Raw genomic sequence first — 14,062 nt, forward strand, 5'->3', positions numbered from 1 at the left:
CATATTTCGACAAAAGGATACAGAAACCCTTCATTTTTAAATACTAAAAAATGCAATAACAAAATTTATTTTTCAGGGATATTTTGTTTTGCCCAACCCTTGCAATGTTCCATTGTTAATACCACATGCGAAACGGCATTAATTTCCTGATAAACGCAACCATTATCCTCCAGCACGCATCTTATTAGTAAAGGGAGGGGAGCTTTGTCTGGATATTATAGAGAGAATTAAGGCCAAGGATGAAAGTGCTCTCCGCCTGTTGATGGACCGGTACGGTGACATGCTGCTTAGGACGGCCTGGCTGCTGCTCAAGGATCAGCAGTCCGCTGAAGAGGCTGTGCAGGATACATTCGTTCAAGCCTATGCAAAAATCAGCCAGCTTCAGGAGCCGGACCGGCTGCAAGCCTGGCTGATATCTATAACCGTGAGCCGCTGCCGGATGAAGACGCGGACCTGGAGCTGGCGCAGCATTTTCCCCTCGGCAGAGAGCGGAAGCTGGGCAGAAGAAATGGCCGGGGCCACTGCCGGAGCGGAGGAGCTTTTCATGGTGGAGTGGAACAATGTCCGGCTGGCTGAAGCCGTAAGAAGTCTGGATTATATCTACAGGGAATGTCTGACCCTATACTATTTTCATGAGATGAATATTAGGGAAATTGCCGTGCAACTGGCTGCGCCCGAGAATACCGTAAAATCCCGTCTGGCCAGAGGACGGATGTTATTGAAACAGCGATTGGAGAAGGAGGGGCATTTCGAGTGAATTCCGAACGTGAGCAAATCAAACAACGGCTGGATGAAGAGCTGTGTCCGCTAACCTTCAGCGGCCGGGAACGGGTTCTGCGGCAGACCCACCCCCGGACTCTTATTGCGCGTCTGCGGGCACTGTGGAACATGGAGCTTGTGATTCCCCTTAGACCACTAGGTGCATGTGCAGCCATCCTCATGGCAGGAGCGGTTATTCTCTATGCTCCGCACAGCGGAATTAGAGAACTACTGACCAGTCCGCAGCCGGACAAACGGGAATTAATTGAGGCCGGAGGCAATACGTACCGGAAAGATCTCTATGAACAGGCGGTGAAACGGCATGACCGTTAGAATAAAAGTCAAACATCTGCTGCTGTTTGTGCTGCTCCCGCTGTCTCTGCTCGGCATAATAGGAGTCATGCTGCCGTCCTTTACAGCCGTGAACAGTAAGGAAAATAGCTTATCTGCCTCCGCATCTGAACATGCGCGGGCAAAGCTTCTGAACAGTCTGGATGCCGTTACCGGCAGCAAACGTATGGACCTGATCCGTACCGCGGTCATTGAGCCCGGCAATGCAACTCCCCTTTACCATTTCAACGTATACATTGGTGCTTCGGGCAGCCAGTGGACCCGGGACAACAATGAAGAGCCTCCCTCCCCACTGCTGCCCGGAGACAAAATCCGGCTGCTGCGGGAGTATATCCTGAACGGTCCCACGGACAGCTATATGATCAGTGCCATCAAACAATTGCTCTATGAATATGATGCCATTGGCACAGCGGATAAGGGAGAAGAAGTGCTTGCGGCGGCGGTAGAGCGGGTAAGCAGCAGTTCCTCAATGGCATGGCAGATTACGCTGCTTCGGGCAGAACGGGCGCTGAACACCGGCAGCTTTGCAGCGGCCAGCGCCCTGCTTAAACAGGCCGATTCCCCTGCTCACTACAATGAAGCAGCGCTAGACGCACGTTCCGATTGGCTTGGAGCCCGGTTGCTGTTTGAGGAGGGCAAGAGCACTGAAGCTCTAAACCTGGTGAACCTGGCTCTGGAGAAATACCGGGGGGACCTGAACGAGATGAACAAGAAGCTTGACGGCACCGAAGAGCAGCTTATCGCGCTTCAGAGTGCACTGAAGTCCGCTCAAGAATTAGGGGTTCATTCCCCGGCTTCCCTGTCGGGAACGCTTATGCGAAGCGACGGAACTCCAATTGCCAGGGCGGGTGTCTTTCTCCGCGCAGAAAGCGAGGTCTACCATTCTGTAATGTATGATTCCGAGCCCTATCAGATCGTTACGGATGCGCAAGGGCATTTTCAGTTTTCCGGGATCATTCCCGGGTTCTACCAGCTCCAGCTTGGCCTCAGCTTCGAGCAGATCGACGGCTGGACCTGGCCGGTACAATATGAGGACTGGATTGAAATCAAGGCAGGAGATACATTAACCAATAACATCGTCCTCCAGCCCCTGCTGGAGCTGAAATTGCCTGTCAATTCGCAAGTAATCACCGGCCCCTCTGTCCATTTCAAGTGGGAGCCTGTCAAAGACGCGGCTTATTACAGCCTTAGCGGTACGGTCTGGGCAGATGCCGGCAATTCCTTCAGTTCCATCATCCGGGAGCATGTTCCTGGCAATGAGGTTTCTATACCGACAGAGGAGCTATATGACAGCGGCGGGTTCTCCTACGGCAGTAGCGGAGAGGATTGGCAATCCATTGATCCGTCATCGCTGCTTGGCTTCGCCGATCCGAACAGCCGCTTCTCGTGGAGCGTTGAAGCCTATGATGCATCAGGACAGGTGATTACCCGCAGCAACGGCTACCGGTTGAATGAAGACACCTTGGGCAATCTGCCCTTCTTCTATTTAAAATCACGCACGCTTACCGCTGCCGACCGGCTTGTGGCGGACAAGAAGCTCGAAGAGGCCCTGGCGGCCTACCGCCAGGATTATGCCGCAGATCCTCAGGACACCCATGCCCTAAAGATGCTGACCCACATTCTAACCGCAAAAGCTTCTTTTATAAAAGATAAACAAGCGGAGGAAGCAGCGATACCTCTTTTGAGGAGGCTGGTAGAGCTTCGTCCGAATGAAAATTATGCCTTTTCACTGGCACAACACTATTATAATCAATCGGACTGGGAGAATTATAACAAGTATTATCACCGCTCACTTGAGCTTCGCCCGGAAGAAGCGAACTCTTATATGCAATCCATCAACGCCTCCGCACTGATGGTTCAGGGCAAATTAACGGAAGCACGGCAGCAGTTTGCCCTGGCTCTGGCTGACGACAGCAGCCACCGCTTTATTGGCAGATACCTTGCGGCGGAATTGGCCGCCGGGCAGCCGCTCTCCTCCGCGCTGGAGCTGGCGAAGCGTTATCCCGAGCACGGCTATGGCGTAAGCGGCGACCACTGGCCGCTAATGATCATGAGACTCCAGGCGGAGAGAACCGGGCAGCCGGAGGCTTTTGACAGACAGCTCAAGGAGAAGCTTGAATTATATATGAAGAGACAGGACCGTGCGCTGCGGCAATGGACTGAGCAAGGCGAGCCTTCTGCGCTGAAGGAGTTCATGAAGTCCGTTCTGGAGGTAGGCTGAACCGGCTATATATCCCTCTTCGCTGTTAACAGTTCCTTCAATTGACTTATTGCTTCTTTAGACTAAAAGTGAATTTCCACGTAGCCGTGTTGCCGGAATACCGTCCCCGGTTCTCGACTACGGTCACTTTCAGAGCTTTGGTGGTGGTTTTGGTGATATTTGATACCTTGACCGAAGCTGCTTCACTTGCCGAATCCGGGATCTTGTCCTGTTCTTCCGCGTACGCCGTAAGCTTCACGCTGTCCGTTGATTTCAGAGTCAGAACTACAGAGTCGCCTTCGGCGATCTCTTTACCGTTGGCATTGGCCACAGTGTACCATTCATTCCCTACATGATTGTTCTCCGTCAGCTCAGCGCTGACCAGAGTAACTTTAATCTTCACATTTTTGGACGCCGCCGAAGTCGACTGCACCGGTACTGCCAGACTGAACAGAAGCAGCAGCATTGCCATAATTCTGATTTCCTTCATTCGCATTTGAGAGTGCCTCCCTCATAGATTACGTGTTTTCCACGTGTAGTTCAGCAAACAACCCGGCGCAGACATACTTTGTCCGAACCGGGCTACAGGCTGTATTAATCTATTTATTTCGCCAAAATATTCAATTATCCTCCATTGACCTGTAACTTATTGTATATTTCTGCGTCTATGATTGTATATAACTTCCAGGGGGATTAGGTAAATGAAAAAAGCTATCCGAAACGCCAACTTATGTATCTCTCTTTCTATAGCTCTGTCCGGCACTCGATCAGTACATTTCCCAGAGGATAACAATGGTTCCATTGAACGTCGTGCAGCATATCCCGGAAATTACTGTGCAGTGGGATGATGCGGACAAGACGGTAACCATCTACTGGGATAATGAAACTATTTCGCTGGGAGCGGGGCAGAATACTGCTTACATAGGAAAGGAAAAAGTCACCTTGCCGGCAATCATGTCGAAGAATTATGGTCTGCGAAGCTGAGCAACGATAAGTCTCCTAGAAGGCAGAAATTTAGATATTCGAAGGCTTCCGGATGCCCCACAAGTCATGAACTGGTTGCTGGGATATCCCTTTTTTTGAGGAGATGAGAACAACATTTGTAGCAAACATCAAGATATCGCTCACATGTTATACGACAATAAATAAATTCTATTATTATCAAGATCCATAATTCCAATCATTACGTTGTCGAAGCTGGAATCAAATACATTAGTCCCTGTAATTGAAGCATTCGTTTGGTTATTTCTTATCATATAGTATCCCCGGGCGGCATCAAGAGGTATTAGCTTGGATGTTGTCTCATCTGTGATCGCCCTGATCTTCTTGGAGAATGAAGTTGTGAAATCTGAAGGTATTGGAAGTTCAGACCAATAATTCGCGCGGCCCTTTTCCGCTATAGCTTTCATACTCTCAGAAGTGACTTGATAGATATATAACCGATACCCATCGCCCAATGCTCCATATGATGTATTACTAAATATAGTTTCGCTTTCTTTGGGTAGCTGTATTCCAAACTTTTCGTTGAAAAATTCTATTTCTTTATTATTTTTAAAATAACCTCCATAAAACACTGCTAATAAAATTATTAAGGTAACTAATCCAATAATAATTTTTTTTGTGTTTTTCATCTCATATCCTCAATTTCTATTATTTAATAGTAAGGGTGGAGTTTGAATATCTCATACACGTAAAACAACTCATGCACAATCTGAAAAACTGATTGTGCATGAGTAAACTTCTAATTCATATTCATGGTATTTAGAAATTCATTACTACTGTATAGGGTACAATTACTCCCGATTGTTGAGCAAGGTACATTGTATTTACAGCAGTCCCAGCTATACCTTGATATTCAGGGTTAACAGCATAATCATATCTATCTGTAATACTAACAGTACCATTACGCCAATTGTAATTATAATTATGAATGGCATAATATAAATCATTGTCTTTAGTGCTTGACCCTTTTGAAAAGGCTCCGCTACCAGAGCCGGATTGAGTAGTTCTAAGTCTTGCCAATTCAGCAGTTCCATTTGCTTGACTTTTATAGTATGGAGTATAAGAGCCGCCAATTGAAGATTGTTTGGCATAAGTTAATAACTCTGAAGCCAACAGGTAACCTTTCAAATTAAAAAAGGCAATTACTGAACTTACTGCGGGTGACAGCACGGGATCAGTTGCCCCGGCGGTCGAGAATCCACCTTTGCTTGAATTTTGTTGGGAAATATAATTTTCATATTCAGTGATGTTCGTATCATAGCCCGCAATTAAATCTGCCAATTTACTCTTTTCACTTTCGCTAGCTTCATTCTCAAGATCCTTCTCAAGTCTTTCTTTTTCTTTGATTAATTCATTTAAAACGGTTGTTCCTTGAGTTTCCATATATGTCTCAATCTCATTAAGATTGTTTGTCAACTTTTGTTGAACTTGGGATCTGGTTAATTGGTTATCTGAGATATAACTCTCAAAGGTGGAATCAGAGGAATCCTTCGCCCCCACCTGCGTGAGACCCGTTGCTCCAAATAGAAATGCTGCAGCACTAAACAATAAAAAAGATTTCTTTATAGTATTCTTCATTCATCTGCCTCCAGTATAATTTAATAATACTAATCAGACAAAAAATATTATTATATCCTTTCTATAGAATTTTATACCAATTTTTACTCTTCGACAATATCATTAATGGAATATAAATTCAATCTATGGCGTGATTTTCCTGAACCTTTTAATCCTTGGAAGACCGTATATCCCGCTTCCGTTTGTGTAGCAAAGGCGACCTTTTATTAAAGTGTTTGAGTTTCGTGAATCGAATCCCAAAACGCAACCTTCTGCATCCCTTCCAAGTCCAATAGGACAGATCCTTGAGCCTATGATTTTAACTATTGTTAAACGCCATTTTGTGGAATATTTTTCAATAAACATTATTGAAGTAACTCATTAAGAGCCACGTGGCTTTTTTTCATTAATGCCGCCATCATAGAAGCAACCTATGGATTTATCGACGCATCAGGGAAATCAACAACCCTCGGTCAGCAAATAATCGCAAGCAACGGCAGTTTTGCCGTTGCTTGCGGCCCACCGCAACCGAATTCGCGTCTATCGCAGCTCGCGGATCGCCCGCTGCAGACTCACAATTTCCGCCATCAGCTCGCGGTTCGCTGCTTCCGACCCGCTGGACTCACTGTGCATAAGCCGGGCCAGCCGCAGCTCCAGTACCTGCAGCTCACCTTCGCGGGACTGCTCTTCTGGAGTCAGCACGGTGCTGCGCTCCTTGGCGGCGTACTCCTCATAGGTGCCCGGATAGAATTGCGGCTCCCGCCCGCGTTCCAGCAACAGCAGCCTGCTGGCTACTTTAGTGTGCAGATAACGGTCATGCGAGACGATAACCAGTCCGCCGGGATAGGCGGCGAGGGCTTCCTCCACACGCTCCCGGGTGTCGATATCCAGATAATTGGTCGGCTCATCCAGCACCAGCAGATTAGCCCTGCCGAAGTACAGCCGCAGAAAGGCTACCCGGCATTTCTCACCAAGACTTAAATCTCCAATCCGCTTGAACACATCCTCCCGGGGGAACATGAAGCAGCCCAGAATCGTCCGCGCCTCGGTCTGTGTCATACCCGGCAGCTCCAGCAGACTGTCCAGAATTGTTGAAGCCAGGGGCAGATCATCCAGCTCCTGGGCAAAATACCCCACCTTCGTCCGGGGATGCAGACGCAGCTCGCCGCCAGCAGGCTCTATGATTCCTGCGATCAGCTTAAGCAGTGTGGACTTGCCGGCACCGTTTGGCCCCAGCACCGCCAGGCGGTCGCCGCGCCGCAAGGTAAGATGGAAGTTCTCCAGCAGATCAGGACCGCTGCCATAAGCACAGCGAATGCCGCTCATAGCTGCCAGCGTATCGCCCTGGAAATCTTCGCTTTCCAGCTTCATGCTCAGCTTGGGCGCGGCCTGCGGAAGCTCCACACGGTTCATCTGAAGCCGTTCCAGGCTGGCCTCCTTGGCATGGAGGCGGGAGACATTTTTCTTCGACTTTGCGCGCAGGAAGTCATTCTGTCCCGCAGCGCGATGTGCCTGCTGGAACCATTCGGCGTACCGTCTGATGCTCTCCAGCAGCTTTTCCTTCTCCTGTTCCTGTTTCTTGAATTGCACAGCCAGCGTACGCGCTTCCACTTCCTTCTGTTCGCGATACTGTTTGTAGGCTCCCGGATAGCGGCGGCAACCGTGGGAACTTAGCTCCAGTACTGCCGTGGCCGTCCGGTCAATAAAGGTGCGGTCATGGGACACGTATAGTACCGTGCCGGGATAATTCCGCACCCATTCCTCCAGCCATATCATCGTCGCCTCATCCAGATGATTCGTCGGCTCATCCAGCACCAGAAGCTTCGGCTGGCGGGCAAGCAGCGCGGCAAGCTGGACCCGCGTTTTCTGTCCGCCGCTGAGCTGGCGGTACGGCAGGCTCCACTCCGCCGGATGAAGCTTCAGTTGGTTAAGACACTTCTCCGCCTTGGCCTCCCAGCCATAGCCGTCCAATTGCAGATAGTGTTCGTACACTTCTCCGTATTCGCCTACTGCGGCTGCATCTCCGCCGTCCGACTCTTGAAGTCTGCGGCTCAGTTCTTCCAATCTGCGCTTAAGAGCTGCCGCCTCTGCCGAGCCGGACAGCACATACTCCAGCGCGCTGACGTCAGAGCGGATATCCAGTTGCTGGTCCAGCACGCCCCATTCCTCAGTCGGAAGCCCGTAAGCAACAGTCCCTCCCTCGAAGGAGTACCGGCCGAGCAGTCCCTGCAGCAATGTCGTCTTGCCAATCCCGTTGCGCCCGAACAGCAGAACGCGTTCTCCCTCGAATATTTCAAAGGAGACATCCGCAAACAGCGGGATGCCGTTCCATTCTTTGCGTATATTTTTAACTTTGATCAAGGTCATATCCATTCCTCCGCTTCAATGTAACAATACAAAAAAACCGCAGCGGGCGGCCTGCGGCATAACATGTATGAAGGAGGGAGATGCCGTGAAACAGCGCTGCGGACCGCACTTCCCCGCTTAATGGCAGGGCAAGCCGTCAATATACAAGCTGCTTTCATATGTAACAAGCATCGCAAGTTCCCCAATCGACACACGTATCCCCTGACCGTACACCCCAAACAGAAACTTTATAGCGCTCAGCAAATAAAGTCTTATTTTTCAGGGCGTCCCGTGGCTTGTGCAAATATGCACATCACAAGTAAAAGGGTCTTTTGACAAGGAATCGTGTTAGTTATTCATCGGTTTGGGTGAACCTCCGTATTTGTCCGAAATGCAATATTACCCAAAGTATAAAGAACCCTATCCCAAGTAACAAGGTCAAGAACAGTTATACCAAAAGTTGACCATTGGACAGAAGCACTAGCCTAGAACCGGTACACCAAAAGGCAACAGAATCAACAGCAGCGAAAGAAACGTCAAGCTTGCAGTCAAGGACATTCCCAGCTTCTGATTTTTATCCGATTGGAACCAGCCTTTGAACTGCCAATAATTACGGTACAGCACAAAAAATACAATAAAATTCCCGATACCCGCGCTTCCAGGATATAATGTCCTATCGTACAGCAGCTTAAACAGCCCTTGCTCCAAACCGCCCAAAACAATCATCGTCAGAGCCAGCAAGAATAATAGCCTGAATATTTCCAGCACAAAGGTTACCAGCTTTCCCACCCTGCTTCACCTCTCCTCTAACGCAAAACGCGCGCTTCGGCTTCACCGGAATTAACATATCGGCGGATGTGTTGCACAATTTCCTGATTGTTCTTCACAATAATTAGCTTTTCCGCAAATGGCTCCGTCAGCCTCATAATTTCCGGCACCCCCTCCCGGTCAAAGCCACGGTTCCATTCAAACAGCATCACATAGAGATTCTTAAAGGTTTGCTTGTAATTCCCCTGCTCCCGGCCCAGCCTTGTCTTGACGAATCTTCCCACCACCCGCAAATCCCGGACTACTCTGCCCGGGTTGATCAGAAAAATCACATCGGCCTGCCGGAAGCTCTCGCTCCCCCATTTGTAGTGAACCCCTTCGATAATCCATTCGCTGGAGGCCACAGCTTCCGCTAATCGGGTATCCCTGACTTCCACTGAGTTCCTGCAATTTTCAATACTTCTGTCCCATACAAAATTATCGGTTTCGTAGCATGGTATCCCGTAACGTCTGGACAGCTCTTTGGCAATATAGGATTTGCCGCTTCCGCAGCTTCCAATAATCCGGATTCTAATATCCATCTCTCCCAAAAATCAGTCTCAATGCTCCGGCCTCACCTTTTCCCGGCAATCCAGACCGTCCATCTGTCCTTTTCTTCAATGTGCCGCAGTTGGCTCAGCCTTGCCTTGATGAAACCGGTCAGCTCAGCGAGTTCATCATCTGACAGCTCATGCAGGATCGACCGTCCGGTACGATTCAATAGATCAGCCTCCAGCATTTCTTGGGAGAAATCCATTGCCGTCACCTGCTCCGCTCCCGCCACAGCCAGTGCCTTGGAATAGATGCCGCCGCCGCAGCCCAAATCAAGAACCCGCTTGCCGCTCAGCCGGGTATACTCCTCAACCATCTTAATCCACTGGTCCTCAGCCGTCCGTGAAGTATAGCTCCATTTGTTGCTGCTGTTGTGAAAATCTATCGGCATAAGCTCTCTGTCCCCCTTCCTCTCCCCTGCTTTCTTTCTATAACTTCAATATTTATCCTGCAATTCCTTCCATCATAAAAAGACCGCGCAGGCACTGCACCTGCTGCGGTGAGAGGATAAAATACAAATGAGTCCTAGAATGTTACCGTGGACTTCTGCTTGCTCCACTTAAACTGTAGCCCGAACAAATCTGTCAGACTTCCGAGCGGGAGATACAGGCGGTTATTCACATTTTTAGAAGCAGTGATGGCTACGGTTGTGCCGTTTACTGTGGCTTGATTGGTCAGCGGCTTATGCACCGCTGTGCGGTTCCCTATGGTGATGATTAGCGAACCGGTTCCGGGATCTTGCTGCAGCGTGCCTCCCAGCAGGGCCACGGATTCTTTCAGCGGAACAAAAACACGCGAATTCTCCAGCACGAATTCATCCTTCAGCTTCACGGCTTTGCCGTCAATGACGAACGAACCGGCAATTGTTGTTGAGCCTAGCGAGTATCCGCTATTGACAGCAAGACTCTCCATGCTGAGCGCTGAAGAGGTGATTACCACGGTTGTATTCTTGGCGACTTTCGGATACAGCCAGTGAATGTCATCATTATGCATGCGGATACAGCCCGCACTGACATATTTACCGATGGAAGATTCATTATTATTGCCGTGAATGGCATACGTTGTGCCTTGGGTACCGTTCACTTCCAGCCCCAGCCAGCGGTCGCCGAGCGGATTGGCCGGATCGCCACCGGGGATCTTCTCCTTATAGTAAGGTCTGTTTTTGATCTTGACTACAATTTTGAAGCGGCCTTCAGGCGTTAGACTTTTGTTTTTGCCTGTGGCAACCGGAAAGCTTCGGACCAGCTTGCCGCCGCTGAAATAGCCCAGCGTGTTCGTTTTTTTGTTGACAATAATCAGATCTGAGGACGATGCCGCCGATACCGGAATTGCTCCTGTGAAACTAACCGTAAGCAAAAATACAAATGCAAATGTCACCGCCAGGCTTCGCGCCAAAAAGCCCTTTGTTCTAAAAAATTGACCCAGCAGATTCATGCTGCCCCACCTCCAAGTAATGGGCGATTCTGGAAATCACCTTTTTATTAAACGAAATAAGGCGGCAAAAGTTTCAGTACGGCTTGCTCCTTTCTGCTTGAACCCGTCCTCCCGGTCATGTGATTGCATGAATATTAAACGGCTTCTTCACAGATAATAAGGGCGCATGACAAAATCGAGCCTGTCTAGGAGGAACAATACTTTGAACTCAACGATTTCCAGTCAGATCAACCAATGCGACCAAATCATCCAGCAGCTTGTGAACCAGACCCAGCAGGGTACGCAGAATTATCAGCAGCTCCTTCAGCAAGAGCAGCAGCATGCCGCCAAGCTTCAGGAGCTTAGCCAGCATAGCCAAAAAGCCATCCAGATGATTCAGCAGTCGCTTCAGGGGCATCAGACTGCGATGCAGCAGCTCCAGCACATCTCTCAAATCACTAGACAAATGGAGCAAAGCTCCATGACAACCAGCTATAATCCGGGTATGCCGACTTACAATACAGGGGGGCAAAGCTACAATCCTGTCAATCAGGGCTTTAATTCAAGCTTTAATTCCTCGTATGGGCAGCAGCAGCCGATGCACACTTCCCCATTATCCGGCTCATCCTACGGCTCGCCAATGAATCAAGGACGCAGCTTCCAGCAGTAGAACTCTCCGGGGCGGCTATTCTTGCAGATTATTCTGCAGGGGTGGCCGCTTTTCTGTTTGTTCAGGCTGGAGCGTTCATTACACCACCAGCCGACCGCGCTTCTCGGCCAGGCGAATTGTCGCTTCGACGCCGGAGTTGAACTCCAGAAAGTCACTCTCGACGCCGTCGCTGAAGATGACTCCATCCTCCGGCATCTGGGAGGTAATCTTCAACGGGGCACGGCTGCTGATCTCTCCGAAGACCAGACCGGCAGAGGTGGTCCGGCTGGGAAATGGCTCCCGGACCGTAAAGATCAGGCGCGGATGATCCCAGTCCAGCCGCTGCTCCCCGAATGTACCGTCAGTCGCGGGATTTGCAGGCAGACCTCCTGAAGGCGCACGACCATCTCTTCCGGCAGCTTGCCCCGCGGCCTGTCGGGAATCGGCCGCAATGCCCGTCATCTGAAGCTGCGCCGCGCTGCGGGATATGCCCGCAGCTCCGGCGAGCACGCTTCTGAGCCAGCCGGTAGAGCCCATACCGGTGGAGACGATAATGCCGCTGGAGGATTGCTGCTCAGCGACGCCGTTCAGCTCCACCTGATAGCGGGCGGAGACATGGGTTTTGCGGCCAATGAATAAATCATTGACGCCATAGAGGCTTTGCCCGTCGTTAAGCTGCGCCTTGGCAAGCGTGACCTCGCGCACCTGGCGCTGCCCCCGGAACACCTCCGGCACAAGCGTCCGCAGATCATTGACGGTGAACGGCAGCAGCACACCGTCCCAGCGTCCGGGATCGGGATTTACCCCGATCAGGGGCTGCTCATGCAGGTATTTTAGCGTATTAGCTACAAGTCCGTCCTGTCCCAGCACGACCACCGTATCCTGATCCCCAAAGATGAAGTTCGGCACATGCTGCCGCTCCAGCAGTTGCACCCGGCCCACCGCGCCCAGCTCAATAACCGCAGTCTCCACAGCCTTCCGGTAATGAAAATCCTCGCTGATATAATCACTGAAATCGGCGCCCAGCCGTTCAATATAGAACTGCGCCTGCTGGATGGTATTGTAGCGGACTACCAGCTCTTCAAGACGGGTCTTGCGCTTAATCAGGATGATTTTATTCTCAGTAGTTCTGTTGTTCATCGTCCGCCCGCTCCTTTATTCGCCCCCGCGCCGCTTCCCGACGATCCGGAACCGGCCATGATTCCTTGAAGAAGATCCGGTGTAATGTTCAACTGGCCGATTTTTCCGGCATTTTCCGCCAGCTCCTGGAAGGCGATTGCAATCAGCTTATCCGGCTTCATGCCAACATTGGTCAGTGCCTGCAGCACACCTGGGGCTACACCCTGCAGTGAATTCATTACCGCCGACAGCTCATAGGCTTTGGCATCCGCCTCGGCTCTTTGGTTAGCTACCGTCAGCCCGATCAGTTCCTGCTTCTTCTCTTCAAGCGCGGTATCGAAGCTGAGCTGCTCCTCCTTCATCGCATTCTGCTTCTGCTTCACCGAACGCTCGGCGTCGAGCTGGGTTTCGCGGATCTGCTTTTTCTTCGCCTCCACGGCAATCTCCGTATTCAGCTCATTTTCCTTCACACGGCGCTCCTGTTCAATCGAAGCATTGCGGCGTTCATAGAGCGCATTGTCGGCGCTGCGGAGAATCTCCTCTCTGGCCTGTGCTTCCAAGGCACGCAATGTTTCCTTATTCGGGACGATAGCCAGAATGGACAGTCCCATCAGCTCAATGCCCAGCTTCTCAATCTCCGCATTCCGTTCGATTTCCTGCGTGATGGTCTTCGCCAGGCGTTCGCTGGACTGGATCGCCTCCCGCAGCGGCAACTGCTCTAACTGCTTCTTGGTCAGCACCTTGGCGACATTGATTACGCGCTGGGCCAGCTTGCCGGGATCATCGGACAAATACGTGTTTTTCCGCAAATTATAGGTATAGTTCAGAATCTGCGTAGTCTTGCGGTAGTCAACAATCCGGTAGGTGAGCTGCCCCTGCACTGTCACCGTCTGATAATCATTCGTAATCTCTTCGAACATGAACGGAACATCAATCGAGGATACCGGAACCACAACAACCGAAGTCGTAGGCACATAATAGTGAAAGGAAAGCCCCACTCCCTCGCGGACAACCTTGCCGTTCTTCACCTTGAGCACATAATCGCTGGGCTGGAATTTCACAAATCTGAATCCGAACATGGACAAAACCTCCTATTGTTTTTGTTATTAACAATTTGTTATTAACATAATCTTAGCACGGTTCTGTGATATTATCAATATGTTAATATCAAATTCTGTATTGAAACTATACCGCTTCAGCAATCCAGGTCCCGCCAACTCTTCTACTGTACTTTCTGCAATTGAATTAGGCGCAGCACCGTGGATTTTCAATTCTGTTGCACTTTGCTGCATCTCAGCTAAAATCTG

15 protein-coding genes are annotated in these 14,062 nt (G+C 50.1%); 5 read left to right on the plus strand and 10 right to left on the minus strand.

Annotated features, from left to right (window positions below; translation table 11 throughout):
* The first annotated feature begins 214 nt into the window (after positions 1-214).
* Genes B212_RS0121075 through B212_RS0121085 form a run of 3 tightly spaced genes read left to right on the plus strand, consistent with a single transcriptional unit; the run spans position 215 to position 3,331 of the window.
* Positions 215-757, plus strand: coding sequence for an RNA polymerase sigma factor (locus tag B212_RS0121075; RefSeq protein WP_442950120.1), 543 nt, complete (start codon positions 215-217; stop codon positions 755-757).
* Positions 754-1,092, plus strand: a complete 339-nt coding sequence (locus B212_RS0121080; RefSeq protein ID WP_019913044.1) for a hypothetical protein — start codon at positions 754-756, stop codon at positions 1,090-1,092. Before B212_RS0121075 ends, B212_RS0121080 begins: the two co-directional genes overlap by 4 nt.
* Positions 1,082-3,331 (plus strand): carboxypeptidase-like regulatory domain-containing protein, encoded by a 2,250-nt coding sequence (locus B212_RS0121085; protein WP_019913045.1) that lies wholly within the window; start codon positions 1,082-1,084, stop codon positions 3,329-3,331. Before B212_RS0121080 ends, B212_RS0121085 begins: the two co-directional genes overlap by 11 nt.
* A 46-nt stretch (positions 3,332-3,377) precedes the next feature.
* Here the strand turns inward: B212_RS0121085 and B212_RS0121090 are convergent, their stop codons facing one another.
* A complete protein-coding gene (locus B212_RS0121090; RefSeq protein WP_019913046.1) occupies positions 3,378-3,806 on the minus strand; it encodes a hypothetical protein in 429 nt (142 codons plus the stop codon).
* A gap of 278 nt (positions 3,807-4,084) precedes the next feature.
* Here B212_RS0121090 and B212_RS0121095 point away from each other — a divergent pair, with 278 nt between their 5' ends.
* Positions 4,085-4,294 (plus strand): stalk domain-containing protein, encoded by a 210-nt coding sequence (locus B212_RS0121095; protein ID WP_442950121.1) that lies wholly within the window; start codon positions 4,085-4,087, stop codon positions 4,292-4,294.
* Positions 4,295-4,434: 140 nt separating this feature from the next.
* Here B212_RS0121095 and B212_RS0121100 read toward each other — a convergent pair whose 3' ends face one another.
* The 7 genes from B212_RS0121100 to B212_RS35770 all read right to left on the minus strand — a co-directional run bounded on the left by B212_RS0121100 (position 4,435) and on the right by B212_RS35770 (position 11,008).
* Complete coding sequence (locus B212_RS0121100; RefSeq protein WP_019913048.1) at positions 4,435-4,941, minus strand: hypothetical protein; 507 nt, start codon at positions 4,939-4,941, stop codon at positions 4,435-4,437.
* 130 nt (positions 4,942-5,071) lie between these two features.
* Positions 5,072-5,890 (minus strand): hypothetical protein, encoded by an 819-nt coding sequence (locus tag B212_RS32075; protein ID WP_019913049.1) that lies wholly within the window; start codon positions 5,888-5,890, stop codon positions 5,072-5,074.
* 519 nt (positions 5,891-6,409) lie between these two features.
* A complete protein-coding gene (abc-f, locus tag B212_RS0121110; RefSeq protein WP_019913050.1) occupies positions 6,410-8,236 on the minus strand; it encodes a ribosomal protection-like ABC-F family protein in 1,827 nt (608 codons plus the stop codon).
* Positions 8,237-8,695: 459 nt separating this feature from the next.
* Positions 8,696-9,004: a hypothetical protein gene (locus B212_RS32080; RefSeq protein WP_019913051.1), complete on the minus strand. Its 309-nt coding sequence runs from the start codon at positions 9,002-9,004 to the stop codon at positions 8,696-8,698.
* A 17-nt stretch (positions 9,005-9,021) separates the two neighbouring features.
* On the minus strand, positions 9,022-9,564 hold the full coding sequence (locus B212_RS0121120) for a hypothetical protein (RefSeq protein ID WP_019913053.1): 543 nt from the start codon (positions 9,562-9,564) through the stop codon (positions 9,022-9,024).
* Positions 9,565-9,596: 32 nt separating this feature from the next.
* Positions 9,597-9,965: a class I SAM-dependent methyltransferase gene (locus B212_RS0121125; protein ID WP_019913055.1), complete on the minus strand. Its 369-nt coding sequence runs from the start codon at positions 9,963-9,965 to the stop codon at positions 9,597-9,599.
* A gap of 134 nt (positions 9,966-10,099) precedes the next feature.
* The gene (locus B212_RS35770; RefSeq protein ID WP_019913057.1) at positions 10,100-11,008 is read right to left on the minus strand and encodes a L,D-transpeptidase family protein; all 909 of its coding nucleotides are present in this window, start codon (positions 11,006-11,008) and stop codon (positions 10,100-10,102) included.
* 202 nt (positions 11,009-11,210) lie between these two features.
* On the opposite strand from B212_RS35770, the gene B212_RS33970 reads away from it, so the two are divergent.
* The gene (locus tag B212_RS33970) at positions 11,211-11,657 is read left to right on the plus strand and encodes a hypothetical protein (RefSeq protein ID WP_232231498.1); all 447 of its coding nucleotides are present in this window, start codon (positions 11,211-11,213) and stop codon (positions 11,655-11,657) included.
* 78 nt (positions 11,658-11,735) lie between these two features.
* Here B212_RS33970 and B212_RS0121145 read toward each other — a convergent pair whose 3' ends face one another.
* Together B212_RS0121145 and B212_RS0121150 are read right to left on the minus strand one after the other, a co-directional pair.
* Positions 11,736-12,776, minus strand: coding sequence for a hypothetical protein (locus B212_RS0121145; RefSeq protein ID WP_019913060.1), 1,041 nt, complete (start codon positions 12,774-12,776; stop codon positions 11,736-11,738).
* Positions 12,773-13,834 carry an SPFH domain-containing protein gene (locus B212_RS0121150; protein WP_019913061.1) on the minus strand — a complete coding sequence of 354 codons (1,062 nt, stop codon included), beginning with the start codon at positions 13,832-13,834 and terminating at the stop codon, positions 12,773-12,775. Before B212_RS0121150 ends, B212_RS0121145 begins: the two co-directional genes overlap by 4 nt.
* Positions 13,835-14,062 lie beyond the last annotated feature (228 nt).

Origin of the sequence: Paenibacillus sp. HW567, from assembly GCF_000374185.1 — a bacterium.
Taxonomy (GTDB): domain Bacteria; phylum Bacillota; class Bacilli; order Paenibacillales; family Paenibacillaceae; genus Paenibacillus_AQ.

Coding starts and splice junctions, on each gene's coding strand:
- B212_RS0121085 (WP_019913045.1), top strand. CDS start 1,082: ATGACCGTTAGAATAAAAGTCAAACATCTGCTGCTGTTTGTGCTGCTC.
- B212_RS0121090 (WP_019913046.1), bottom strand. CDS start 3,806: ATGCGAATGAAGGAAATCAGAATTATGGCAATGCTGCTGCTTCTGTTC.
- B212_RS0121100 (WP_019913048.1), bottom strand. CDS start 4,941: ATGAAAAACACAAAAAAAATTATTATTGGATTAGTTACCTTAATAATT.
- B212_RS32075 (WP_019913049.1), bottom strand. CDS start 5,890: ATGAAGAATACTATAAAGAAATCTTTTTTATTGTTTAGTGCTGCAGCA.
- abc-f (WP_019913050.1), bottom strand. CDS start 8,236: ATGACCTTGATCAAAGTTAAAAATATACGCAAAGAATGGAACGGCATC.
- B212_RS0121120 (WP_019913053.1), bottom strand. CDS start 9,564: ATGGATATTAGAATCCGGATTATTGGAAGCTGCGGAAGCGGCAAATCC.
- B212_RS0121125 (WP_019913055.1), bottom strand. CDS start 9,965: ATGCCGATAGATTTTCACAACAGCAGCAACAAATGGAGCTATACTTCA.
- B212_RS35770 (WP_019913057.1), bottom strand. CDS start 11,008: ATGAATCTGCTGGGTCAATTTTTTAGAACAAAGGGCTTTTTGGCGCGA.
- B212_RS0121145 (WP_019913060.1), bottom strand. CDS start 12,776: ATGAACAACAGAACTACTGAGAATAAAATCATCCTGATTAAGCGCAAG.
- B212_RS0121150 (WP_019913061.1), bottom strand. CDS start 13,834: ATGTTCGGATTCAGATTTGTGAAATTCCAGCCCAGCGATTATGTGCTC.